Source organism: Crateriforma conspicua (genome assembly GCF_007752935.1).
Taxonomy (GTDB): Bacteria; Planctomycetota; Planctomycetia; order Pirellulales; family Pirellulaceae; genus Crateriforma; species Crateriforma conspicua.
In genome coordinates this window covers 4787283-4811771 of the sequence record NZ_CP036319.1, presented here as the reverse complement: position 1 = coordinate 4811771, position 24489 = coordinate 4787283, and the positions used below count along the sequence as shown (strand labels likewise).

Here is a 24489-nt window from a genome sequence, read left to right as displayed (position 1 = left end):
GCATGTGTGGGGCACGCGAACTACGAGTGCTGCTCCGGTGAGCGGCCCGGGTTTTTTTTCAGCCGTCCGATGGGTGAGCATCGGCAGGTTGGGGCACAAAACCCGGGCCGTTTTTTTTATGCGCCGGCGGAACATCCGGCCTCTTCTTGTCCGCCCATCCCACCAGCCGATCCGCCGGTTTTGCGACATCGATGTCGCCGGGACGCAACGTCCGTGATGCCGGCAGGCAACATTGCTTTTGCCGTTGGGCGTTGCCGATGCGGTTCACGCGGAACATTCGCAATGCGGTGAACGAGCGCTGGATCCCGCAATTTCCGGGCATTTCAATTATTCACGGGACGCCCATGGCGATCTGTGGCAACGCGGTCGCGGGCGGTCGGCACATCGTCTGCTTTTGCATCGTGTCGCCGGCACGTCAGCGCGGGGGAAAGACGTGTCGGCATCATCGCGTCGTTTTCGAACGGTCCACCTCCGAACGACTTTGGCGTCCGACCATTTGCCCCGTCTGCCAAGACCGCCCATGCACTGTTTACAGTTGGCCAATCTGGCTTCGCTGCTGGCCCAACGAGGTCACGCCATCGCATACCGCGAAGACGCGATCTGTCCCCGCGCTCTGACCGACTATTGGGTGGCCTGTCGATCGCGTTCCGATTTGTGGCATCAAGCGATGGCTCGGAATCGACAAGCGCATCAGGCCGGCGATTGGGTCGCACTGCGGCGTTGGTGGGATGATCACCTGGTGGTGTTACAGGAAATTTTGGTCAGCGAAATGCTGTCGCGTGTGGTCGCATGCTTGGCCGCCGCTTCGGATCAACAGTTCCGATCGGCACCGATTTGCGCCAAGACTTGGTCTGATGAAGACGCCATCGATGGCCCCCTGCCCGACGCGGACGACTGGGCGATCGATCCTTGGGGCGAAATCGTTGTCGGTGGCGATTCGGTTCCGGGATACAGCATGTCCCATGACAAGGATCGCGACGCGTCTTCGTCAGGCGACGCTTCGGCTGCTTCATCCGATAAGGAAACGCCGGTTGGTTCGGGCAAGCAAGACCTGAGTCCCATCACCGACGCGATTCAGTCCAGTCACTTGGATGCACGGAACCGCGTCCAGTTTTTGATGCTGCACAATCGCGGTTGTCGCGTGACCGACGCGGTTCGCTTGAATCGATTGCGAATGACGGTGGAACGCTGGACCGACGCTTTGCTGGGACGCATGCCGGTTCGATTGTCGACGGCGATGAAGTACGGTTTCGACAAAGAATTGATTCGCAGCTATGCCGATGAAACTGCCGAACTGGGGCCAACGATCGGATACAGCGCCGCCGCGGCTTTGTTGAATGCGTCGATGATGAACACGCTCTCGCGTCACGTCGATCGAACTCCCGCGCTACCTCAGGCCAACCGGCGGGTCGCACAATCGGTGATCAAGATGCTGCGTCCCAATTTGTTCGATGATTGGGGTGAACTGAAATCGCTGCGTCAGCATCGCATCGAATGTGATCATCGACACAGTGAACTGGATGGTAAGTCACCGACAGCGTGGAACATGGACGCGGATGATTCTGGTGACCGCGGCGATGCCGGGGCGAAGGATTCGTTGCAGCGATGGTACCTGGCGTGACACGTTTTGATCGTACGACTGGTTCGGTGAAGTCGTTTCGGAACGACCCGCTGATCGCGTCATTCAGACCGCGTTGCTGAACCGCGTTCGAAACGTGCGGATCGGCGTCCCAGGTTTCCATATCGGTGGTAGTCGTGCGAAATGGATTGTTCGTTCAAGTACCGCAGACATTCGATGCGTCCATGATCGACAACCGGTTCAGCAATCACGGTAATGAACCTTTGGCCGCATGCACGCCGGATGGACTCGCCGGCGACCGACACGGTGCGAAGTCGGCTGATGCACCCAGCTTCGATCCGATGTACCAATTGCGCCATCGTTTCTTCGATCGGATCGATCAGGCTTGGTAACCAATCGGCACTACTTTCCAGCCAATCGCGGGCGGCTTCATCCATTTCAGGTGAAAGGGAAAGTGTGATCGGAGTTCCCACGCATACGGCAGCCGAGATTGCCACCACTGCATCGGCCAAATCATCGCCTGGCTCAATCCGTATCGTCATTCCGTCGACCGGACGATAACGCCGAACATTATCCTGCCCGACCAACTGAAAGGTGTCGTGTTCTTTCGCAAAGTCGGTCTGATGAGCCAGCGTTTGCGACGCGACGGCACGCTGGAATCGCAAGCGTTGGGCACTGCCAAAAACAGATTCAGACGTTTGGTTGTCTTTCATCCACTGACGAAATGGATCCAAAGACTGGTGCGGCGTGTCGGCTTCTTTTTCGGTCGGTTCCCAATCGTTGGTGTGATTGACGCGCGAAAGTGCCAAAACATAGTTCGGTCCGCCCGCTTTGATTCCCGGACCATAGGCAGAAAGACCCACACCGCCGAACGGTTGTCGCAAAACAATCGCACCCGTTGTCGGACGGTTGATGTACAGGTTGCCTGCGGGGATGGATTCACGCCACAGTTGGATCTCGCGATCGTCCAGGCTCTCTAATCCGCTGGTCAACCCATAGCCCGTGTTGCGAACCATCTCGATCGCTTCTTCCAGACGCCCGAAACGCATCACGCCCAACACGGGACCGAACAATTCGGTGGTGTGAGTAAAGCTTCCCGGCTGGACGTTCCACTTCACCCCCGGTCGGTACAGAGTCGGATGACCGTCGACTCGTTCGGACATCACCAGCCAGGTTTCATCGCTTTCCAATTCCTGTAGACCACGCCGAAGCTTTTCCGTCGGCGGATCGACCAAAGGGGTCACGCGGGTGTGCAAGTCCCACGCGGATCCCACGGGCAGACTGCGAACCGCGTCCGCCAAGGTTTCGCGAAACACTGGATCGTCGAAGACTTCGTTTTCCAGCAACAGCAGCGAAGTCGCACTGCATTTTTGACCGCTGTGTCCGAAAGCCGAGTGCAACACATGTTTGATCGCTAAGTCGCGGTCCGCCATTGCCGTGACAATAGTCACGTTCTTGCCACCGGTTTCGGCCAACAGGTGCAGGTCCGGACGAACGTCCAGCATTCGCATCGCGGTCGACGTTCCGCCGGTCAGCACCACGGTGTCGACCGTTGGATTCTTGACCAGGCATTCTTCGGCGACGTCGTCGTCACAGACGATCATCTGCAACGCTTCGATGGGCACGCCCGCATCCCAGAAGGCTTGGCACAGCAACCATGCCGGCAGCAACGTTTGCGTCGAAGGTTTCAACACGACGGGATTACCCGCCGAAATCGCTGCCGAGATCCCGCCGCACGCAATCGCCAGCGGAAAATTCCATGGTGTGATCACCGACACCACGCCGCGAGGACGACATTCGATGCCAGGGCATTCGTCCCAGGCCTTCATCGTCAGCGGATAGAACTCCAGGAAATCCACGGCCTCGCTGACTTCGGGGTCGGCTTCGGCGACGGTCTTCCCGGCACCCGCCACCATGCTGCCGATCAAATCGCCACGTCGAGTGCGGACAAGTTGAGCGACCTTGCGAAGCACCGCGTGACGATCGTCGACGGATCGGTCGGCGGCCCACGTCGATTGCGATGCCATGTCCACCGCCGTCATCACCGCGGCGATATCGGCCTTTTGATAGCGACAGGTGACCACGCCGGGACGCGACACGTCGTCGGTCGTGAACCACGGCTGTGCGTCCGCCCCATCATCGTTGGCAGATTCCGCCACCGAATGTCCGGCAATCACCGGAGTCACGCATATCGCGTTGTCGTCGCACTTTGTTTGCCATTGATCCAGTGTTTCCCGAGCCCAATGCCCGTGGTACAGCAGCGACCAATCGGTATCGGGTTCGTTGGCAAATTGCGTCCAGTGTTTTGCCACCGGTGGCGGTGTTGGTGGCCGACAGCGGTTTTGGGTTCGGCGTCGTTGTACCGAAACACTTGGGCTTTCGATCAAGGCGGCTTCGAATCGATCTGCCAGCAACTTGAAATCAGGTGTGTCGGGCTGCAAGCGATACGCGTGTCGCAAGAAGTTTTCCGCACCCGTGTTTTCATCCAGTCGGCGAATCAAATATGTGATCGCGTGTAAGAAGTCTTTCTTGCGACATGCCGGTGCGTACAACAACATCGATGCATCACGTTCGGTCAGCGCACGTCGTTGATGATTGGCCATGCCTTCCAGCATTTCGAACTGGACGGCGTCGGCGGCACCGAGGCTTTGAGTCCAAATCATCGCCAACGCCACATCAAACAAGTTGTGTGACGCGACACCGACTCGGACGTGTCCGGCCGATGCTGCGGTGATCAATTCCCTCAGCATCCGCTTGTAATTAGCATCTGTGTCATGCTTGTTGGTGTACGGTGCAAGCGGCCAACCGCTAACGGACGCATGGACGCGTTCCATTTCCAAGTTGGCACCTTTGACCAAGCGGATCGTCAGGGGAACACCGCCCGACTTCACGCGATCGGATGACCACTGGATCAGATCGCACATCACCAGAAAAGAATCGGGGATATAGGCTTGTAACGCGATTCCCGCCTTCACCGATTCCAAGTCGTCACGCTGCAACGTCGTGCGTAACACCTCGGCGGTTAAGTACAAGTCGCTGTACTCCTCCATGTCCAAATAAACAAATTTGGCTTGCCGATGACCATTGCCGTCGTCATGGTTGGCGTTGCGATACAAACGTTCCAAGCGATTGGACACCGCACGAATCGTGTGATCGCGAGCCAACGCAGAAACTTGGCTGTACAGCGTCGTTAGCTTGACGGAGATGCACTGCACCGTGGGCATCCGCAACAGATCGCAAAACGCTTGCATCCGCCGTCGTGTTTCGTCTTCGCCCAACAATGCCTCGCCCAACAAGTTGACGTTCATGGCCACGCCATGGCTCTGACGCGATTCCAGATGGGAAGCCAATAAGTCAGGTTCGGCCGGCAATATCACGTTCGCCGTTTCACGACGCATCTTTTCTTTGACCAGCGGCACCGCCACGCCGGGCAAGTATTCGCCGAACGCTTGGAATCCTTTCAGCATCGCTTGTTCGACCGGGTTGAAAAAGCGAGGGATGCCTTGCAGATCCAACAGATGAGTCATCTGGTCCGCCACCCGCGCCGACGTGTGCGTGCGAAACGCTTGATCGGTCATTTCCACCAGCGTGGCTTTGTCGCCATCGTGGCCGAGCATGCGATCCAGTTCGGATTGCTGGCGTCGTTCTTGCGGCGTTTGCAGACGTCGAGATTCCGTCAATAAATCGGCAGCCAGTTCGATGGCTGCGGCCGCATCACGCCGGGCATCCGATGCGGGGTCTGTCGACGGCGATTCGGGTTCATGCGTGGGCAAGACATGATCCTTTGTATTGTGTCCAACGGGATACCGGACGGACCCATTGCTTGACCGCAGCGCTAGGGTGTGTCGATCGAACGCCGAAGTGCATCAAGCCTGACCGGCACCACGATTGATCTGGTGGTGATTCCGCCTAGATGCATTGTAGGCGTGATTCGTTTTTACGGTCACTTTTCCGTTGACCATCCAAGGCCAAGCTGAATGGATTCTCGGTGGATGCGACATGCCGGTGCCGCGTCCGTCCTTTTCACGCCATGCGTCAACGACGATAACGTGTACCGGACAATCGGCCTGTCGCAGGTGCAGCTTTCGCCACCACCGGCGGTTCGATGACCGTCTGGACTGACACCGTTTCTGCGTCGCCAACCCTCGTGACATTGCCGTGACCGACGATTCCCCCCGACCTGAAACTCCTGAGCATGCACAGGCCGGCGCGGTGACAGGCGATGAAGAGGAAAAGGCGGGGTGTTTCCCGGCGATCCTTGCCGCCACGCTGATCATGGGCATGGTGTTCTGCATCGGTTGCGGCTTGTCGGCATGGGTGATTTTCGGCAAGCGTACCGAGATGGCCATCGTGACGATGGAAAAGAACTTTGTGCCGATGGTCCAGCAGAGTCGTTTGGAATCGGATGACAAAGCCGCGGTCCTGGAACAATTCGAAGACTTCATCCGTGATATGAAAGCGGACAATGTCGAAAATTGGCAGGCCAGCGGCGTGCTGCAGCGTTTGGTCAATCTGCCCGTCGTCGAATGGGGGGATTTGCAGGCAGTCGAAGCCTATGCCCAAACGCGAGATCCCGAACTGGCTGACGAGGCGCGGTTGCAGCTTTCTCGCTTACGCCGTGCTATCGAATTGCAAGAAGCCGTTCGGATCGATGTGACCGATGCGTTGAAACCAGTGATGCGTCCCAGTGATGATCCGTTGATGGTCCAGGTGTTGATTGATCCGCTGAATGACCAGGCGGTCAAGGAGACGGTTTTGCGGGCGAAGCTGTTGGCCGACCGCGCGGAGATCCCCGACAAGCCGTTTGAAGACGTACAGATTGGGCGGATTGTGCGGCGACAAATCGAAGCGGGAATGCTGAAGGGCACGTATTGAAGCCGCGTTTGGTTCCCCAGGGACTCGGCAAGGCTCTACAGTGACGGCGGTTCGGGCGACTCCCGGCCGTGTCAATTTGGGTTCGGTGGAAGGGAAGAATCGTTGGCGACCAAGAAGATTGTCATTGTCGGGGCGGGGCCTGGCGGGTTAGCAAGTGCCATGCAATTGGCCAAAGCCGGTTGTGATGTGACCGTCTTGGAACGGCGGGATCGCGTCGGCGGGCGGACATCGGCAATCCATCAAGACGGCTTTCGTTTCGATTGTGGGCCGACGTTCTTTCTGTACCCTCGGGTGCTGACGGAGATCTTTGCATCCTGTGGCTATGACCTCATGGATGAGTGTCCGATGCAACGGTTGGACATCCAGTATCGATTGACGTTCGGCGGCGGAGGTGTGCTGGATTGTTCCGCCGACATGGACGAAATGGATCGCCAAATCGCCCAGATTTCGCCTGGCGACGTCGGAGCCCTGCGGCGATACATCGACGACAATCGGGTCAAGCTGGAACGCTTTCGGCCGATTTTGGAATCACCGTTTTCGTCACCAATGGATCTGCTGCGTCCGTCCGTTCTGGCGGCCGCGCTTTATGTGAATCCGCAGCGTTCGTTGGGACGCGAACTGCAACGGTACTTCCAAGACCCACGACTGGTCATCGCGTTCGCGTTCCAATCAAAGTATTTGGGGATGTCCCCGTTCAACTGCCCCAGCTTGTTCAGCATCCTGTCGTTCTTGGAATACGAACACGGCGTCTATCACCCGATGGGTGGGTGCAGTCGTGTTAGCGAAGTGATGGCCGATTTGGCCCGGTCGATGGGCGTGAAGGTTCACTTGGACCAGGAAGTCCGTTCGGTGGAACTGCAGGGTCGGCGATTGAAAGCCTTGCATACCAATGATGAACGCTATGAAGCTGACAGCTTTGTGATCAACGCCGATTTCGCCGATTGGATCAGCAAGAACATTCCCAATGCGATGCGTCGGCGATGGAGTGATCAGCAACTGGCGAAGAAACGTTATTCGTGCAGCACGTACATGCTGTACTTGGGGATCGACGGTTTGTACGAAGACCTGCCGCACCACAACATCTACATCAGCTCGGATTACGAACAAAACCTTTGCGACATTGAACACGACCATGTTCTCAGCGATGATCCGTCGGTTTACGTCCAGAACGCTTGCGTGACGGATCCATCCTTGGCTCCGCACGGTCAAAGCACTTTGTACGTTTTGGTGCCCGTCACTCACGAACACGCCAATGTCGATTGGTCGGTCCACGCGGATCCGCTGCGTGAAAAAACGTTGGATCAGTTGGCCAAGATCGGCCTGACCGACGTGCGAGATCGTATTCGCACCGAACACCGGATCACGCCGGTGGACTGGAAGAAGGACTACGCGATCTATCGCGGCGCCACTTTTAATTTGGCCCACAATTTGGGACAGATGCTGCACCGTCGCCCGCAAAACCGATTTGAGGAATTGGACGGTGTGTACTTGGTCGGCGGCGGAACGCATCCCGGCAGCGGTTTGCCGGTGATCTATGAATCCAGCCGCATCACGTCGCGGTTGTTGTTGTCCGACTTGGGAATCAGCACGGACTTCATCGACGCATCGGCCACCGGCGTCACGGCAAAGAAGCCCGCCGTCGCGGCGATGGTGCCGGCGTAAGCGTCGTGTTCAACTCAATGCCACGCAAGTTTCGTGGCATCGTTTGAAATCAGGCCGCTTCGTTGAATAGCCCGCCACCGCGACCACGTTCGGTCGTGTCCGGTTTGCCAATTTTGTGTCCGTACGTGTCGCCACCGGTCGATCCGCTCAGCAGACGGATCAGTTCTTGGCCCAGATTTGCCAGGTGATATTGGCAAACGAATAGGGCGACCGAACGTTCCCGCGTGACTTCGATTTGACGGCCGACTTCGTCCAGACGTTTGGCCAGGCGTGCGTCATCGATCCGACGCGTCGATATCAAGCGCGTTCGCAAGGTCGTTCCGCTGCCCACCGCGTCATCGGCGGCCAGCAATTCCTCGCGTTCGGCCAGCATGTTTTGCAGGTTTTGTACCTGGGCGGACAACGCTTCCTGTGAAGCTTTCAGCTCCTCACTTTTGACGTTGATCGTGCCGACACGTGTCTCGTCCAAAATCAGGTCGATGGATTCATTGATTTCGGCCAGACGGTCGGCGTAATCGGCGACACGTTGTTGCCATGTTGGATTTGTCATGATTGTCGCTGCAGGTTGAACAGTTCGAACATTGGATCGCTGATCGTCGACGCTGATGATTCGGTCAGGTCTTCGACGATGTATTGGTCCATTTGGTTTTGAAACACTTCTTCGGCACGACCACCATGCATGTACGCCGGTTTGCCCGTCGTTTGACGCATGGCCTTCAACATCGAACCGAACATGGTTTGCCCGACGAAGTCTTGGAAAGCTTCACGCAGAGGTTCTGATTCGCCGGCCGACTTTGACGCCGCATCCAAGGGGGATTCGCTTTCCAAATTGGGACGCCGCGGTGCGGCAGCCAAGTGGGAACCGAATGAATTCTGGCTGGGCAGGACGTTCATCGAAACACTTTTGGAAACGAAGCACTCGGGTGGGACAATCGGTCCGCGCGATGAGGCAACCGGACTGCAGATCAATCACTACTGAAAAACGACTTCGCCGTACAAGTCACCTTTGGCCTTGAGTGTCTTGATAATCGCAATCAGATCTTCGGTGGAAACATCCAACGCGTTCAATGCGTCGGCCAAATCTTTCAACTTGGCGTTGGTTTCCGGCGAAGCGTCTTGACCGATTTCCACAAACTCAGGTCCGCCGGCTTCGATTCGAAGATTGCGATGCGTCACCAGGACCGGCGCAATTTCCACGTCTTTGCCGATAACCACGATGCCATCGGATTCATTGATCACGACGCGGTTGGATTTGGACTGTAAATGGATGGTGGTGTCCAGCAGCAAGGAGATGAAACGGACGGGGCTGCTGCGATCCAATTCGGGAATTTCGACTTCGATGTGCAGTTGATCGATCGCGCGGGCGGTCGAAAGGTTGCTACTAAGTCGTGCCGATCCGGGGGTCAGGTTGGATCCGTTTGCCAATCCACCCCGCGATGCCGTTGCGGAATCGCCCGCGATGATCGCCATGTAGTTATTGATTTCGTCTTCGACCCGTTGGGCAGTGATGAAGTCGGCAAAGTCCTGATCCAGGATCAGTGTGATCCGCCCGTCGGTATGGAAGTTCGCTTTGATGGTGGATTCCATTTTGGCCCCGCCTTCGACGGTCGCCACTGTCGCCGGCCCGTCAGGCGACACTCGCAATTGGCCCTGTGCCAAGGCATACACATTCCGGTCATCGGTTCGCGGCCCCAGCATCGGCGTGGTCAATAGCCGACCACCTTCCAGGCTTTTGGCGCTGATAGCACTGACTGACACGTCCAGCAAATCACCTTGCTGGGCACCCACGGCGGGGACGACCGCGGTCACAACGACCATCGCCACGTTTTTGGCATCGGCAACGTCGTCCAGGTTCAATTGCCCCGTCGTGTCACTGGAGACGGGACCGCCCATCAATTGCATGGCTCGGGCCAAGGCACGCGAGGTGGTCGCAGCGTCACCGTCACCGGTTCCCCGCAATCCGACCACCAGCCCCAGGCCTTGCAGTGTGTTCGTTTCCTGGCCACGGACACGACAAATGTCGCCCAGACGCATCCCGGCGGCATCGCATCGGTTTTCCAAAGTGATGAACACCAGCAATGAAAACACCGCGATGCACCGGAGCAAAACGGTTTCGCAAAATCGTGTCGGATCGATTGTGCGATCGGTCGATCGTTTCGGATCGGGCGACGGCATTGGGACGTCCTTGTCGGTGGGTTTGTTCTTCATCCGATTCGCGTCCGTGCGATCAGAAGGGCTGGAGTCGGTCGAACCAACGCGTGAACCAGCCTCGTTTGTATCCGTCCCGCAATTGTCCTTGATCTTGCTTGTCAATTTCCAGATCGATCAGGTCACGGCTAAGCACAACGTTGTCGGGGCCCACGTCTTGGGCGCGACAGATGCCTGATAGTGCAGTTTCCCAAAGGTTGTCGTTGACCCGAAACTTCTTGCGGGCTTCCAAAACCAGATTGCCGTTGGGCCGAATGTCGACGATGCGAGCGGCAATGTTGAAGGTCAAAGCTTCGCTGGTGTCGACGTCCGATTCGGCGCGATATTGGTTGTTTGTGTTTCCCGCGACGCTGGGGTCGCCGTTGGGCTGTTCGTCGGGTTGCAACCGGCCCTGGGTCAAGCGGATCCAATCGCTTAGCACGGCGCTGTACTGAGTAATTTTGCGACTTTCGGCGCTTCCCTCGGCCAGGACGCGAGCGATTTCGTCGACCCGGATGGTGACGATATCGTGGATCTGGAAAACTCGACGGGGCAACGGCGGGGTGTACGTCCAACTGACCGCAGCCAGCCCCGGATGCGGCGGCGGAGTTTGACCGTAGGGTGCGGAGATCACCGGTGTATCGGATCCATGTGGTCCGACCACTTGTCCGCCGGACCCTTGCGACGATCCGTTGACATCATCGCCGTGAAAGAGCGAAGTCGACTGGGCCAACCCCAATGATGGCGACACCAGTGAAACGCTCAACAGCAGCGCCATGATCGGTAACCCCCGTGGGCCGATGATCGAAGGTGCGTTTGTGTTTGTTGAATTTTGCATTAGCGCACTCTGGGGGACCGAGTCACGATTTCGGCAAGGCCGGACGCAGCGACGCGGGCGACCATTCGGCGTCTCGGTTCGGCCGTCTCGACTTCGATCAACTGTGATAAATGACCGTCGTCCAGCGCCTTGGCCATCGTGGTGACGCGGACTCCGCCACCGACGACTCGCAATTCGATTTGATCACCGCGATGGATCAGGACCGGCGGCGCCACTGCCGATACCGAAAGCGGCGCGTCTTGTCGTGCCAGACCCACGATCTCTTTCCCGATGAAGTCGTCGACGTCGGAACTGTAGTCGTCACGTTGCTGGTCTTCCGGGACGGGAACCCAGGTTAGATCTTCCACGCGAATTCGATGGCCGCGACGCAGTGGCATCTTTGGAGCAACGACCATGGGATGCGGCTTCAACTGAAGCACAACTTGGGCATCGATGGGGCCGTCCACCCCGCGTCCGGTCACCATGATCGCTCGTCGGATCGGTGTCGATTGCTCGGAAGGTTCATGGGGCGGCAACACGGCTTCGCGGAAACTGGTGTGCATGATTCCGCCGGCCGATTGAAGTTGCGTGAATCCGGCTAGGTTTTCCGGTGACGACGCCAATTGAACGTCATAGTGCTTCATCAACTCGGGATTTTGACGCTGAACCGACATTCGGATCCAAGATTCCAGTCGCGATACGACATGCGGCGATGGCGGATCCGCCACGGGCATGGAGGTAGGTGCCGAGCCGTTGGTCGATTGTCGAACCGGGGATCTGGTGGACGCCAGTGAGGCCGAAATCCCTGGGCTCGATTTGTTCGGTGCCGATACCTTTTGCACGGAAGATGGTCTTGGTGCCAGACGGTCACCCAACCGTTGCAGCGGAGACGGTCCGGCAAGGCTTTGGGATGGTGGATGCTGTTTTCGCAACGAGACTTCGATCATGTCCGGGCCGATCCATTCGATCGGTTGATCGGTGCCCTCGGATCTTGCGACCGCCTCTGCCAAACGGTCCCGCTCGATTCTTGCACGGCCCTGGCCGACGGGGATCAGACCAATGACGCCGCCCCGAAGTCGCGTCCAAACGTCCGTGGGGACTCCGATCGGTTCGGCAACGTCGCCCAATCGGATGACCGTCGTTTCCAGATTCGTCCGTCCAACACAGCGGAAACGCCAAAGCGATTTGACGGGTTCGTCGTTCAGTTCCGATGTCGACGGGGCTGTTGGTGATTCCTGTGCGAAACACGTGATCGTCGAAGGATTCCAACACCATCCAATCAGCAGCGCAGCAAACAACGCCGATCGAGCGATCGACGTGGGTTGACAACGGTTTGCGGCGGCCACCTGGTTCACTGTGTTCCTTTGCGAAGGGTTGGGTGGGGGGGGCGATTCGGCATCTGCGTATGGATGCAGGATCGCGACCCGCTAACGATCAAACCGGTTAGAACCGACGCAGGTTGGAGATGTTTTGCATCACTTGGTCACCGGCTTGGACCGCTTGGCTGTTCATCTCGAACGCGCGTTGCGTGGTGATCAGATCGATCAGTTCTTGAACGGGTTCCACATTGGATGCTTCCAAGTTGCCTTGTCGCAGCAATCCCAAACCGTCGACTCCCGGATTGCTGACCTGTTCCGGTCCCGACGCGTCCGTCGCTTCGTACATGTTTTCGCCGACTTTCAACAATCCATCGGGGTTGATGAATTGGGACATTTGAATTTGGCCTTGGACGGCCAGTTCGGTCACGCCCGGCTGTCGAACCATGACTTCGCCGTTGCTGTTGATCACAATTTTGGTCGCGTCCGGCGGGATGTTGACCGGCGGATCCAACAAGCGGCCGGTTTGAGCCGATCCGATCACCAGATTTCCGTCGGCATTGATGTCCAGGTTGCCGGCCCGTGTGTACATCGGTTGTTGGCTGGATGGATCAAGCACACGCAAGAATCCGTCGCCTTGAATTGCGATGTCCAATTCACGACCGGTTTGTTGCAGCGTGCCCTGGCGATGATCGGTCTGGGTGCTGGTCACCCGAACGCCCAAGCCGACTTGTGTTCCCACGGCGGTTGGCGTCTGTGTGGCGTCACGAACCCCCGGGTAAACTTCCGTTCGGTACAGCAAGTCTTCGAAGTTTGCGCGGTCTTTCTTGAAGCCGGTCGTGTTGACGTTGGCCAAGTTGTTGGCGATCACGTCCAACTTGGTTTCCATCGCTTCCATGCCGGTCGCGGCGGTGTACAGCGTTTGAACACTCATGTTTGGTTTTCCGTTGACGCGGCAGATTGACGAAGTGAATTACGAACGGGTTCGTGGCCGCAAGGTCACGATTACTGCAGCAGACGACCGACGAGAGACCCCATCAGGTTGTCTTGGTTTTTGATCATTTGGACGTTGGCTTCGTAGACTCGACTGGTCTCGATCAATTCCATCATGGCGTTGGTGGGCCGGACGGATGATTTTTCCAGCGAACCCGCTACTACGTCGCGTTCTTGCGGGGACACAAGGTCAAACGACTTGGTCGGCTTGAACAGGTTGCCACCCAGATGCTCCAAATCACCCAGCTGTTTGGGTTTGGCCAGCATCAGCGACCAGCGATTGTTTCCCTGGATCAGTGTTCCCTGGGGACCCACATCGAACGGCCGATCGGACTGTAATTGAATCGGGCTGCCGTCGGACGCAAGCACTTGGTGTCCGTTTTGGGTGACCAAGTAGCCGCGCGAATCCAGCACAAATTCGCCGGCTCGCGTCATCATCTGTTCTTCGCCATGTTGGATGACGAAGAAAGCTTCGCGGTCATGGATGGCAAAGTCGGTTTTCCGGCCGGTGACTTGGATCGGACCGACGTCGAAAGCCGTTTGCGTGGGCTGGATCGTGACTCCGCCGCCCAAATCGTCGGCTCCGCCCAGGCCTTCACTGATTTCACCGCGTTCGATCAATTCCGCGAATCGTGCTTGAAGGATCGTTTCCTGAGGCTTGAAGCCGGGCGTTTCCACATTGGCCAAATTGTGACTCAGCGTGCGCAGACGCTGGTCCTGGGCATGCGCGCCGGCGGCAGAGAGGTAGAGGCCGTAGGGCATGAGAGACTAAGTGGCTTCGAACTTGGCGTGTGACCGAATCACCAGGGGCAATTCACCGTTTCGGATTCAAATCAAAGGGCGCGTCACGGCGGACTTGAGCAAATCTTCACCGCAGGTAAGAAATTTTGGATTCCCCTGGCAAGGGCGAATCAGCGTCGGTGGAGTGTTTGCAAGTTCCCTTGGGAGATGCGAAAACACACGGGATGTTCGTGTCGGCCCGGTTTTGCTGCGAACGGCAGCGTTTGGCGGCTCTTCGACGGGCTCTCGCGCCCCGAATCGCCGTGAAACTGGCCTAAAGAGTTGCCCCGGTTTGGTCACATCCGAACCAAGGCGACGCTAGGGGTTTTGGGCGGCGTCCACCGCGTCGAAAAAAAAGGAAACGTCGTTTCGCAGGACCGGCGGCGACGTACTGGGGCGATCGATCGCTGCCCGAACTTCGACGCATGAAACGACAGTCACCGGCCCGAGTGCACCGAGCCCACACGACGGAAGGAACAAACGAAAGGCGATGACGATGCTATCCGCGGCAACTCGAATCACGATCGCTCGGATGACGGCACCGCTGTTCTTTTGGTTGTCGCTGGCATTTCTGGTCGGGCAAGCTTGTTTGGTCGTGCTGTGGGTCGACGTGCCCAACTTGCGTGAATCTGCCTTGGTCGCTTTGGAAGAAGTCGATCCGGAACAGGAACTGAATCTGGCCGATATCGGCCAAGCACGCGCGATCGGCTTGGGGTTGGATCCGCAAACGCAAAGGGAAGAACTTGCGACGCAGCATCGCGTGGTGACATTGTTGCTGTTGATCTGGCCGTTGATCATCGCCGAGTCGGTGTTTCACTGGCTGTCGCGTTCTTGGTCACGTGCGAACCGCTGGTTTCATTTTTACGGCTTCCTTTTCTGCTTGTGTCCGTCCTTGCGCTTGTGCGCCCGCAGCGTCGAGATGGATCGCCGATTGTGGTTGCCCGGCCTTGGGTGGCGACGCAGTGACAAGCGATTGCGTCGACGACTGGAACGCACATTCAGCTTGCCAATGATTGCGATCGCATTGCTGATCTTGCCTGTGCTGGCGATCGAATTCTTCTTCAAAGCCCAAGTCGTTCAGCACGAGTGGTTGCGTTTCGCTCTGCATGTGTCGACCGGAGTGATTTGGTTTGCTTTCGCGCTGGAGTTCATTCTGATGGTCAGTGTGGCGGAGAAAAAGTTCGATTACATCCGCACCAACTGGATCGACTTGGCAATCATCTTGCTGCCGTTGCTGTCGTTTCTTCGCTCGCTTTCGCTGGTCCGCAGCACCAAGGTGGCGAAGTTGTTGCGGGTGTCCAAGTTGACTCGCTTGGCCAGCATGTATCGGATGCGTGCGACGGCGGTCAAAGCCCTGCGGGCACTGATTTTGTGGGATGTCTTGGAGCGACTGTTGCGGCCGGATCCGGAAAAGCAACTTCAAAAGCTGAAAGAGGATCTGAATCAGCGTGAGCTGGAAATTCGCATTTTGAAACGAGAGATCTATCGGGCGGAACGCAAGCTGCGACGCGGCGCCGATGACAGTGAGGCTGCGTTGACCGGGACCGAAATCGCGGTTGCCGCCGATACGACGCTTGATTCCGACGAAGTGTGACGTTTTGACTCACTGCGGGACTGTTGTTGATTGTCGACATTCGTGTGACGATGAAGCCCTTCTTGGTTCAAGTTGTCATTGACGAGTGGGATGGTCATGCGGATTCAACGAGGTTTGGTCGTTGCGCGAAAACGGTTTCGATTGTCTGTCTTGACGGTCGCCACCCTCTGCTGCCTTTGCGTACCGTGCCTGACGGCAATAGCGCAGCCTGGCGCGGGGGATCTGGTTCGAAGTGGAAACCTGGTCCAAGACCTCAGCGGCTATCGCTGGAAGCTGAAGCGAATGCGTCCGGGTCAGGGTGTGGTCCAGGGGCTGCACGAATTGCCACCCGCTGACATCGAAACCCACGTGTGGATTTCTGGCCGCGTCCCCGGGGACGTCTATACGGACCTTTGGAAAGCTGGGGTTTTGGAGGATCCCTATTGGGGACGCAATAGCACCAAGGCGCAGTGGGTCATGTTGGATGAATGGTGGTATTCGCTGCAATTTGACGTCGGCGAAACGCTGGAAGACAAAGTCGTTCGTCTGGAATTTGACGGTGTCGACTATGCATGCGACGTGTGGCTGAACGGGAACAAGCTTGGCCGTCACGAAGGGATGTTCAGCCCGTTCGCATTTGACGTCACGGACTTCGTCAACAGCGGACCCAGGTGGGACAAGGGCCGGAATATTTTGATGGTCAAACTGGATCCACCACCCCAGGTCAATCACAAGGTGGCTGGGCTGAAGACACCGTGGTTTGGTGACTATTGGCGTGATCTGGTGCCGTTCGGGATTTGGCGTCCGGTTCGGTTGGTGGCATCTGGCAAGGTGCGGATCGATGACGTCTATGTGAAGCCCGCGGTTCGCGATGATGGTTCATCGCGGGTTGAGTTCGAAGTCACTGTCGAGAACCACGCGGACCAGGCGATGGAGATCAAGATGCCCATTGCTATTGAAGGCAAAAACTTCTCATCCGAACCCTTGGCGACTGAAGTACAGACCCGAGTGAAGCCTGGTAAGCAAGTGGTGACGGCGAAGATCGATATCACCGATCCGCAACTTTGGTGGCCTTGGGACCTGGGCAAACCCAATCTGTACAACGCAACGATCGAAGTGCGCTGTGACGATGTCGTTCATCACCAACAAACCGAGACCTTTGGAATTCGCCAAATCAAAATGGAATGGAATCCGGGGTTCGGTCCGGATGAGGTTAGCTTTCCGCGCACGGTGATGCTGAACGGTAAGCGGCATTTCATTCGTTCGGCATGTTGGGGCGGGCCGCCGGACATCTTTGTGGGGCGCACGTCGCCGGATGAATACAAGACGCTGATCGATTTGGCCAAAGCGGCCAATATGAACAACATCCGCATCTTTGGCTGGCATCCGCCGGAGATTCCTGAGTTTTATCAGTACTGCGATGAAGCGGGCCTGACCGTTTGGCAGGACGTCATTCCCTTGGGGACGGCGAATATTTCTCAGGAGCCATCATTCGTTGAACGGATTTATCAGGAAGCAGTGACGGTCATCAAGGAACGCCGCAATCATCCATCTTTGATTTTGATCGAAGGTGGCGAGGAGGCCTTCTTGCGAGCCGCTGATCCGGTTTTCACCAAAGGTTTTCTTGAAGAACTGGGGCGACGCTTACAACAGCACGTCGATCTGCCCTATGTGCCAGATTCCCCGCTGACCTGTGCGATCGCTCAGAGTGTCGGTTACAAGCCGAAAGAGGCGGTGCACGCGTTGGCCTATTTCTATTCGATGGGCCGATGGTTGATGGAAGACTGGTACCGATCGCTGGACTTCCCCATTGTTCCCGAGTTGGCGATCACATCGGTGCCGTCCGTCGAAAGCCTGAAGCGTTTCATTCCGCCGGATGAGCTTTGGCCACCCGGACCGAGTTGGGGGCACCACTGGGCCGACTTGGACCGTTTGCGGATGCAGAACTTTGATTGCTTTGGTGACGAACGTACGGGATCGTTGGAAGAATTTGTCAACGCGACGCAGGACGCCCAAGGCACGATCTTTCAGCTGGCCGTTGAGCATTTCCGGCGTGCTAAACCCAGGTGCAGCGGAGTCTCCCTGTGTCACTTCATTACGTATTGGCCGGACATGAAATGGGGGATCGTTGATGCGTATCAACAACCCAAACGTTCGTACGAGTACGTTAAGCGAGCGTACCAACCATTGCTGGTCAGTCTGGATTTTGAACGACGGCGATGGAAACCCGGCGAGTCATTGGATGCCAAGGTTTGGTTGATCAATGACACCTATCAATCGCATCAGGATTGTACGGTTCAGTTGGTCATCAAAAACTCCGATGGGGCGCACTTGGCGGTCAAAGATTTTGACGTTGCGTTGGTCGACGAAGACAGTTCGCTCGCGATCGGCGAACTGAAGTGGAAGGTCGATGCGACGGTCGAGGATTCGTTCAACGTGTCGCTGTCTTTGCTGGATGCTGACGGAGCTGTGCTTTCCAGCAATCAATACCAACTGCTGATCGGCGACCAGGAACTGGCACGTCAGCGGATGGCGGCCATGGGTAAAATCAGATCGCAAGCGAACCTGAAGTACACCTATGGCAACTACTATCGCTTTTTCCCGTCGATGATTGGCGAAGCGGATCCCTCATCAGGCTCTGCCGATGGCGTTCCTCGCGCCGGAGGGTTTTCAAAGAATCAGCCGTAGATCGTTGGGGCAATCCAGGTTTGTCGTGGCGACCGATTGCTGGAGCGGCTACGAGCGTCTGACAACGAAAAAACGCCCCCGAGAAGCATGCTTCCCGAGGGCGTTGTTCGTTTCTTTCGGTTTGGTGGCGAGTTCTTAGTTCCTCAGGATCTCAGCAATCCCGAAGGTGAAGAACGTTCCGATACCGGCGTTGATGATTTCTTCCTCGCACTTGTACTGCAGCAGTACCACGTCGCCCGGTTGAATCAGCACCCGAGCCGACGGATTGTTGGTCGCCTCGGAGATGTCAACTTCGATGGCAACTTGCTGGTTACAAGGCAGCTTACGAAGAATGTAGACGCGTCCCGGCGGTACACCAGCGACCGGCGAACGGCCAAGGCTGATTCCACCACCACTGTTTTGGGCCGTACCACCGACTCCGGCTCCGGCCAGGGCCAATGCACCAAGCACGTCCAAGTCATAGTCACGAGGCAGCGGGAATTCACCACCCGGCAACAAACCACCGGTGTAGAAGACTTCCGTTTCACGCGATTCGATGTACACGATATCGCCATCATTCAGCGTGATGTCTTCATCGCTGATGTCGGGGAATTCACCCGGACGAACACGTAGCGGCACCTTCAAGATCGACGGGTCTTCCGGAAGTTCCGGCGGACAGTAGCACGGGTCGCGTTGCAAACACTCTTGCTGTGCATAGAACTGTTTGACGAACTCGCGATACTTCTCTTGGTTCGCACGATTAGCCCGCAACACTTTGACCTGGTTTTTGGCGTTCAAGCCTGGCAGGCCGCCGGTTTCGACCAATGCATGCAAGATGTCGTTCTCGTACGCATTCAGCTTGACCATCGAACCGCTACCGCTGCGGTCGCTACCGCCACGGATGAACTGCGATGCGACGTCTTGTGACTGCAGACCTCGGCTCGTACGACCATCACCCAGTCCGTCTTCACGGATGACGATGATGTTGTAGGTCCGCTTTTGGATCAGCGTGACGATCGGACGAGCCTTTTCTTCGATCAAGATTTCTTCATCGATGTAGGCGTCGCGGATCTTGTCACGCACTTGTTCCAGGGTCAGACCGGAAACATCCAACGGCTCGATCAACGGCAGCGCCAGCGTACCATCGTCTTGGATGGCGATCGGATAACCGATCGATGGCGGCAGCGTGTTGTCGGCTTCCGGGAAGTTCACCGGCGGCGGTTCCGGCGGCTCGTTGGGCGGGTTGAAAGGCAGGACGCCTTCGATGTACACGCCCAAAATATCCCCACCGTCCAGCAAGTATTCACGCGGTGGTTCCAGTGACAGCAATGAGATGTCGACCGGGACCAAGTCGTTTTTAGGCTCCGGGAAAAATTCCGGAGGCAGGCGATTCGCGGGCACCCCGTTGATCGGTTGAGTCAACGTGCTGCAGCCGGTGATTGCCGTCACGGCGACGCCGGCGGCAAGCGCGGTTGCGGCGGTTCGCAGCGTCCTGATGCAGCGATGGATCCGCCGGCCGGCTGAAAGTGTCTTAGTCATCCTTGAACTCTCTTGCTAAGGCCTATCAGCTCACTCGAAGGTGAACGGAATCGACTCGAACGTGTTCGTGTCATCCGCGTCGTCGGACGCTGGAGACTGCGGTTTGCCAAAGATGTCGTCGATAACGGCATCAATTTCTTCTTGACTGGGTTCGTCCAACTGATAGGCGTCGGCTTGGATCGGCGTCGCACCGACCTGGTCGCTCAAGTTCAGTGAAACGGCCGGCGGCTGGGCTTGCGTCGGTGCTACGTCCGCTTTCAAGGGTGCAACTTCGACCGGTTGGTCGTCGGCCGCGACGATGGCGGGAACTTGCACCGCGCTTTCAACCGGCTCTCCGATGGCACGGTCGACGACCGTGCCCTTTCCAGCCAGGTTTCCGTTCTTGTCGTAGAAGTCGCCGTTTTGGCTGATATAGCCACCCGGCACCGGGATCATTTCTGAAACCGATGGTTTCGGTGGTTCCGGATTCTTCTGCGCGATCGTATTGACCGTTCCCGGTGTGGACGTTTGACGGGTCGGCAAGTTCGCCATTTGGATGCTGGCGTAATTTCCAATTCCGTCCTGTTCGGCCGCTTTCACGCCGATCGGATAGCCTTGGAACCATGAGTTCACCGCGACGTGTCCGTCAGCGGACTGGTACCGCCATCCCCAGTATTCACGAGGTGCGACGGTCGGCGTGCATCCGGTTCCACCTTTGGCGACGTCTTTATAGGCGTCCATGAACCCGCGTTTGATGTCTCGCAGGTTTCGGTGGTTTCCGAAGCACTTCTTTTCACGTTGCCAAGCGCGGGCGGCCATGACTCGGTGATGATGGGACATCATGAAGTCGTTCAGGCAGCCCTCGTCACACAGTGACTGCGTGGCCGTGTTGAACATGGTGCAGCCGGTCGAAGCGACCAAAGCCAGACCCAGACAACCGCTGGCAAGCAGTCGGAAACGTCGACGACGCGACGAATCCGGCTTGTCGGACCGGGAGCTGCTTGTTGATGAAGTGTCGCTATGGGTAACAGATTCCGCTGACGCGGTCGTTACCGTCATTTTGCGAATCGCCATTGGGCCCCCCTTGGCTGCTGGCGGCATTCGATTTGTCTCTACGCAAGGGATACTGCCGGAACGACAGGAACCCCCTCCTGGGATACAAATCGTCGTAACCGCCGTTGCGGATTAGCCAAAAGTGACGGAAACGCGGGCTGAACCGTTGAGAATGCTCTGCACTGTCGCGACAGACGTCGGGAATGTCCGGGTCCGACGCATCAAGACAGACCGCTGGTGGGGGCTGATGGGCGTCTTTTGGGCACTCGTGGGGCGTGCGGAATGCCACCTGTCTTCAGGTTTCGCCAGTGTGTCGCGTTAGCGACGCAGCGAACCGTATCGATTGGGCGGATTGCACAAGTCAGTCAAAAACTAGCGTTTCCCGCATGAAATCTATAGGAATTTGATCGATGCACGGGTTCGTTTGGTGGAGGGGACTTTTATACTGATGGTCGATCGCCGGTTTCGAATGGCTGATGGACTTGGGCAAAGCTTTCGGACACCGACGATCAGACGCCTGCTCAACATGCTACTCCCACTCTGATTTCTTCACGGCGGAACACACCATGCAATGGATGATTGCGATTTCGTTCATCCTTTCCCTCGCTTGTTCGCTGTTATTGGTTCGAATTGTCCGAGCATTTGCGCGGACGGTCGGGTTGGTGGATCGTCCTGATGCAGAGCGAAAGGTGCACGAGAAGCCGGTCGCTTTGGCCGGTGGAGTCGCCGTTTTTCTCTCAGTGGCGACCACCTTTGCGTTGTCCCTGGTTCTGGATCGAACCCTTGGATACCACGTGCTGGGGACGATTCAGATGCGCTGGTACGTGCTTTTTGGCGCCGCCCTCGCCATCCTGGTTGTCGGGCTGGTTGACGACGTGTGGTCGTTGCGTGGCCGACAGAAGTTGCTACTGCAGATCGTGATCATCGGTTTGATGATCGGTGCGGGAACTCAGATTCACCAGATCGGCTTGTTCGGATACGAGATCAGCCTGGGGGTATTTAGCATTCCCGTCACCATGCTTTGGTTGCTGTTGGCGGTCAACGCGCTGAACTTGATCGACGGCGCCGACGGGATGGCCAGCACGGTCGGAATGATCATCGCCATTGGACTTGGCATATTGGGGTTCGTCGGGGCTTCGCCGCTTTCCGGTGTGGTCGGATTTGCACTCGCCGGCGCCTTGCTCGGTTTCCTGGTTTACAACAAACCCCCCGCCAGTATTTATCTTGGTGATGCGGGCAGCATGATGATCGGCCTATTCGTGGGAACCTTGGCAATCTGGTCCAACTTGAAGGAATCTACCGTTCTCGCGTCGGCACCTATGGCGATTCTTGCGATTCCGCTGTTTGATTCCTCGGCAGCCATTGTGCGGCGTCGTTTGACGGGACGCAGCATCTACGCAACGGATCGCGGTCACATGCACCACCTGCTGCAATTGAAATACGGACCGCACGGGCTATTGATCGTGGTTGGTCTGGCCTGTCTGGTCACGACGGTGGTCGCGGTATTGGGCGAAGTCTACAGCGAACCGTGGTGGGCGATGTTCGGCGTCATTCTGGTCATCGCTGTTCTGATCCAGACACGCTCGTTCGGACATAGCGAAGCCCGCTTGATCTTTAATCGCGCCGCCCACTTCATCGAATCGTTTTTCATGCACCCTGAACGTTGCGAGCAGTCAAAGCAGCATCGTCGACTGCAGCTTCAGGGGGACGCACCATGGGAACTGGTGTGGGAACCCTTGGTCGAATTCGCGAAGAAACACGATCTGGCCAAGATGAAGGTCAATATCTCCATGCCTTGGCTTCACGAGAGTTATCACGCAACGTGGCAAAGTGTGCGGCTTCCGGAGCGTGCCCAGCAAATGGTGATGGAAGTTCCATTGTTCGCGGAACGTCAAAACGGCGACGAAATGGTCGACATTTCAGTTGGCAAATTAGAGCTGGTCGCTTTGGGCAAGAGCACGGCGATTTACCAAAACCTGGAAGATTTCCTGACCAAATTGGACGAGAGCAAGGCGCCGATCACCAAGATCATGCTGGACTTGGAACGCCGCCAACTGAAGGGCAAGGGCGCAGCGGTCGCTACAGTTGGCCGTCCTGAAACCGAGACTTCCGATACTGTGGCTTCCCTGTCCGGCGAAACTGCCGAACAGCCTCCAGTGGATTCCGAATCCCACGCGGTATCGTCGTCTTAGCACGCATCCGTGGTTGGGTGACGGCCCGAACGTTGACCGCGAGATCGGCTGTTCCATGAACCGTCGATCAGTTGACGTATTCTTCTTCGTTTTCGCCAGTGGGACGAGAGATTTCGCCGGTATCTTCGAGGTGCCGTACGATGTCGACGATCTTTTGCTGCACGGATTCCACTTCGCTGACGCGGACGCTGCCCAGAAATCCCATCTCGTCTTTCAGGTTTTCGGCCGCACGTGAACTCATGTTCTTCATGACCTTTTCCTGGAGCGTTTCGCTGGCGCCCTTCAAAGCCATCGCCCACTGAGCCGTTTCGACATTCTTCAGCAACGCCTGAATATCGCGATCGCCCAACTTGGCGATGTCTTCGAAAACGAACATCAGGCGGCGAATGTCATCGGAAAGTTCCGGTTCGTCGCGACCGAGGGACTCCATGATCATCCGTTCAACGGATCGTTCGCAAACGTTCAGGATTTCGGCGACGCTTTCGACGCCCCCTGCGGACGTGTGGCTCTGATTCACCATGCTGGAAAGCCGTTGTTCTAGACCGTATTCCAATTCCTCGATGGCATCGGGACTGGTGCGGCCGATGGAAGCCACTCGGCGAATCACATCCAGTTGTTTCTCGGAATCCAGGCCACCCAAGACTTCCGCGGCGTATGAGGCGGGCACGTGGCTTAACAGCAACGCGATGGTTTGCGGGTGTTCTTCGCCAATGAATTGCATCAGCGTCTGCGAATCCACCTTTTTGACGAACGCAAAAGGCATCGATTCGATCGTTTGCTGCAAATTGCCGATCAGTTCGGATGCGTCGCGTCCCAACGCCTCCTTGATCAGTTCCTTTGCTCGCTCCAGTCCGCCGGGGCTGGCATAAATCGAACTGGCTTTACTCGTCAGGAATTCCGCGATCACGATTTCTTGGTCGTCGCCACCGACGGATTCGGTTTGCGCAATGCGGATGCTGATCTGTTCGATCAGTCGCGGCGGCAATTGCTGCATGATCCGAGCAGCACTCTTGGTCGGCAAGCTCATCAACAGGATGGCTGCTTTGCGAAGCCCGTCGTTATCCGTATTGACCGTCTGCACCCTAAGGAATCCCTTCGCGTTTGCGTCAGCCCGGACTTGCCGATTGACGCATTTTCGATTGAAGCTGCTTCGCCATCCTGGCGTCTTTCGGCTTATCGACGTTTCCGCGATCGATCCGGCGACGGCGCGACGCATTTGCCGGATTCGACGGAGCTAGAGTCTGTAGGAGTGATTTGGACCTTTCCGAAAAGGCAAA

The 24489-nt window shown here is 57.0% G+C and carries 18 protein-coding genes; 7 read left to right on the top strand and 11 right to left on the bottom strand.

Features of this window, described 5'->3' with window-relative positions; genetic code table 11:
* Positions 1-520 precede the first annotated feature (520 nt).
* Positions 521-1621: a hypothetical protein gene (locus Mal65_RS17510; RefSeq protein ID WP_145300427.1), complete on the top strand. Its 1101-nt coding sequence runs from the start codon at positions 521-523 to the stop codon at positions 1619-1621.
* Positions 1622-1680: 59 nt separating this feature from the next.
* Here Mal65_RS17510 and Mal65_RS17505 read toward each other — a convergent pair whose 3' ends face one another.
* Positions 1681-5352 (bottom strand): bifunctional proline dehydrogenase/L-glutamate gamma-semialdehyde dehydrogenase, encoded by a 3672-nt coding sequence (locus tag Mal65_RS17505; protein ID WP_145300425.1) that lies wholly within the window; start codon positions 5350-5352, stop codon positions 1681-1683.
* Between the two features lie 385 nt (positions 5353-5737).
* On the opposite strand from Mal65_RS17505, the gene Mal65_RS17500 reads away from it, so the two are divergent.
* Positions 5738-6454 (top strand): hypothetical protein, encoded by a 717-nt coding sequence (locus tag Mal65_RS17500; protein WP_145300421.1) that lies wholly within the window; start codon positions 5738-5740, stop codon positions 6452-6454.
* Positions 6455-6556: 102 nt separating this feature from the next.
* Positions 6557-8116, top strand: a complete 1560-nt coding sequence (locus Mal65_RS17495) for a phytoene desaturase (protein ID WP_145300418.1) — start codon at positions 6557-6559, stop codon at positions 8114-8116.
* 49 nt (positions 8117-8165) lie between these two features.
* On the opposite strand, the gene Mal65_RS17490 is transcribed toward Mal65_RS17495, so the two are convergent.
* The 5 genes from Mal65_RS17490 to flgA all read right to left on the bottom strand — a co-directional run bounded on the left by Mal65_RS17490 (position 8166) and on the right by flgA (position 11848).
* Entirely contained in the window at positions 8166-8666 is a 501-nt protein-coding gene (locus Mal65_RS17490; protein WP_145300415.1) for a hypothetical protein, read from the bottom strand.
* Complete coding sequence (locus Mal65_RS17485; protein WP_145300412.1) at positions 8663-9010, bottom strand: rod-binding protein; 348 nt, start codon at positions 9008-9010, stop codon at positions 8663-8665. Before Mal65_RS17485 ends, Mal65_RS17490 begins: the two co-directional genes overlap by 4 nt.
* A gap of 78 nt (positions 9011-9088) precedes the next feature.
* Positions 9089-10150, bottom strand: coding sequence for a flagellar basal body P-ring protein FlgI (locus Mal65_RS17480; protein ID WP_390621980.1), 1062 nt, complete (start codon positions 10148-10150; stop codon positions 9089-9091).
* A 193-nt stretch (positions 10151-10343) separates the two neighbouring features.
* Positions 10344-11081 carry a flagellar basal body L-ring protein FlgH gene (locus tag Mal65_RS17475; RefSeq protein WP_196784253.1) on the bottom strand — a complete coding sequence of 246 codons (738 nt, stop codon included), beginning with the start codon at positions 11079-11081 and terminating at the stop codon, positions 10344-10346.
* A gap of 59 nt (positions 11082-11140) precedes the next feature.
* Positions 11141-11848, bottom strand: coding sequence for a flagellar basal body P-ring formation chaperone FlgA (gene flgA, locus Mal65_RS26625; RefSeq protein ID WP_197203557.1), 708 nt, complete (start codon positions 11846-11848; stop codon positions 11141-11143).
* 331 nt (positions 11849-12179) lie between these two features.
* On the opposite strand from flgA, the gene Mal65_RS26620 reads away from it, so the two are divergent.
* Entirely contained in the window at positions 12180-12446 is a 267-nt protein-coding gene (locus Mal65_RS26620; protein WP_165701351.1) for a hypothetical protein, read from the top strand.
* Between the two features lie 117 nt (positions 12447-12563).
* Here the strand turns inward: Mal65_RS26620 and flgG are convergent, their stop codons facing one another.
* Both flgG and Mal65_RS17460 read right to left on the bottom strand, forming a co-directional pair.
* Positions 12564-13370, bottom strand: coding sequence for a flagellar basal-body rod protein FlgG (gene flgG / locus Mal65_RS17465; protein ID WP_145300403.1), 807 nt, complete (start codon positions 13368-13370; stop codon positions 12564-12566).
* Positions 13371-13441: 71 nt separating this feature from the next.
* Entirely contained in the window at positions 13442-14191 is a 750-nt protein-coding gene (locus Mal65_RS17460; RefSeq protein ID WP_145300400.1) for a flagellar hook-basal body protein, read from the bottom strand.
* Between the two features lie 508 nt (positions 14192-14699).
* Here Mal65_RS17460 and Mal65_RS17455 point away from each other — a divergent pair.
* Both Mal65_RS17455 and Mal65_RS17450 read left to right on the top strand, forming a co-directional pair.
* The gene (locus Mal65_RS17455) at positions 14700-15803 is read left to right on the top strand and encodes a potassium channel protein (RefSeq protein ID WP_145300397.1); all 1104 of its coding nucleotides are present in this window, start codon (positions 14700-14702) and stop codon (positions 15801-15803) included.
* A gap of 282 nt (positions 15804-16085) precedes the next feature.
* On the top strand, positions 16086-18470 hold the full coding sequence (locus tag Mal65_RS17450; RefSeq protein ID WP_196784252.1) for a glycoside hydrolase family 2 protein: 2385 nt from the start codon (positions 16086-16088) through the stop codon (positions 18468-18470).
* Between the two features lie 135 nt (positions 18471-18605).
* Here the strand turns inward: Mal65_RS17450 and Mal65_RS17445 are convergent, their stop codons facing one another.
* On the bottom strand, positions 18606-19988 hold the full coding sequence (locus Mal65_RS17445; RefSeq protein ID WP_145300392.1) for a polysaccharide biosynthesis/export family protein: 1383 nt from the start codon (positions 19986-19988) through the stop codon (positions 18606-18608).
* 30 nt (positions 19989-20018) lie between these two features.
* Positions 20019-20864: a hypothetical protein gene (locus tag Mal65_RS17440; protein ID WP_145300389.1), complete on the bottom strand. Its 846-nt coding sequence runs from the start codon at positions 20862-20864 to the stop codon at positions 20019-20021.
* 722 nt (positions 20865-21586) lie between these two features.
* Here Mal65_RS17440 and Mal65_RS17435 point away from each other — a divergent pair.
* Entirely contained in the window at positions 21587-23212 is a 1626-nt protein-coding gene (locus Mal65_RS17435; RefSeq protein ID WP_165701350.1) for a glycosyltransferase family 4 protein, read from the top strand.
* Between the two features lie 67 nt (positions 23213-23279).
* On the opposite strand, the gene fliG is transcribed toward Mal65_RS17435, so the two are convergent.
* Positions 23280-24293, bottom strand: a complete 1014-nt coding sequence (fliG, locus tag Mal65_RS17430) for a flagellar motor switch protein FliG (RefSeq protein WP_196784251.1) — start codon at positions 24291-24293, stop codon at positions 23280-23282.
* Between the last annotated feature and the right edge of the window lie 196 nt (positions 24294-24489).

Bases quoted from the DNA above. Each gene is read 5' to 3' on its own strand.
- Mal65_RS17455 (WP_145300397.1), top strand. From the start codon at position 14,700: ATGACGATGCTATCCGCGGCAACTCGAATCACGATCGCTCGGATGACG.
- Mal65_RS17440 (WP_145300389.1), bottom strand. From the start codon at position 20,864: ATGTTCAACACGGCCACGCAGTCACTGTGTGACGAGGGCTGCCTGAAC.
- Mal65_RS17480 (WP_390621980.1), bottom strand. From the start codon at position 10,150: ATGCGTCTGGGCGACATTTGTCGTGTCCGTGGCCAGGAAACGAACACA.
- Mal65_RS17460 (WP_145300400.1), bottom strand. From the start codon at position 14,191: ATGCCCTACGGCCTCTACCTCTCTGCCGCCGGCGCGCATGCCCAGGAC.
- Mal65_RS17445 (WP_145300392.1), bottom strand. From the start codon at position 19,988: ATGACTAAGACACTTTCAGCCGGCCGGCGGATCCATCGCTGCATCAGG.
- Mal65_RS26620 (WP_165701351.1), top strand. From the start codon at position 12,180: ATGACGCCGCCCCGAAGTCGCGTCCAAACGTCCGTGGGGACTCCGATC.
- Mal65_RS17485 (WP_145300412.1), bottom strand. From the start codon at position 9,010: ATGAACGTCCTGCCCAGCCAGAATTCATTCGGTTCCCACTTGGCTGCC.
- Mal65_RS17450 (WP_196784252.1), top strand. From the start codon at position 16,086: ATGCGTCCGGGTCAGGGTGTGGTCCAGGGGCTGCACGAATTGCCACCC.
- Mal65_RS17475 (WP_196784253.1), bottom strand. From the start codon at position 11,081: ATGGCGCTGCTGTTGAGCGTTTCACTGGTGTCGCCATCATTGGGGTTG.
- Mal65_RS17510 (WP_145300427.1), top strand. From the start codon at position 521: ATGCACTGTTTACAGTTGGCCAATCTGGCTTCGCTGCTGGCCCAACGA.
- flgG (WP_145300403.1), bottom strand. From the start codon at position 13,370: ATGAGTGTTCAAACGCTGTACACCGCCGCGACCGGCATGGAAGCGATG.
- Mal65_RS17435 (WP_165701350.1), top strand. From the start codon at position 21,587: ATGCAATGGATGATTGCGATTTCGTTCATCCTTTCCCTCGCTTGTTCG.
- Mal65_RS17490 (WP_145300415.1), bottom strand. From the start codon at position 8,666: ATGACAAATCCAACATGGCAACAACGTGTCGCCGATTACGCCGACCGT.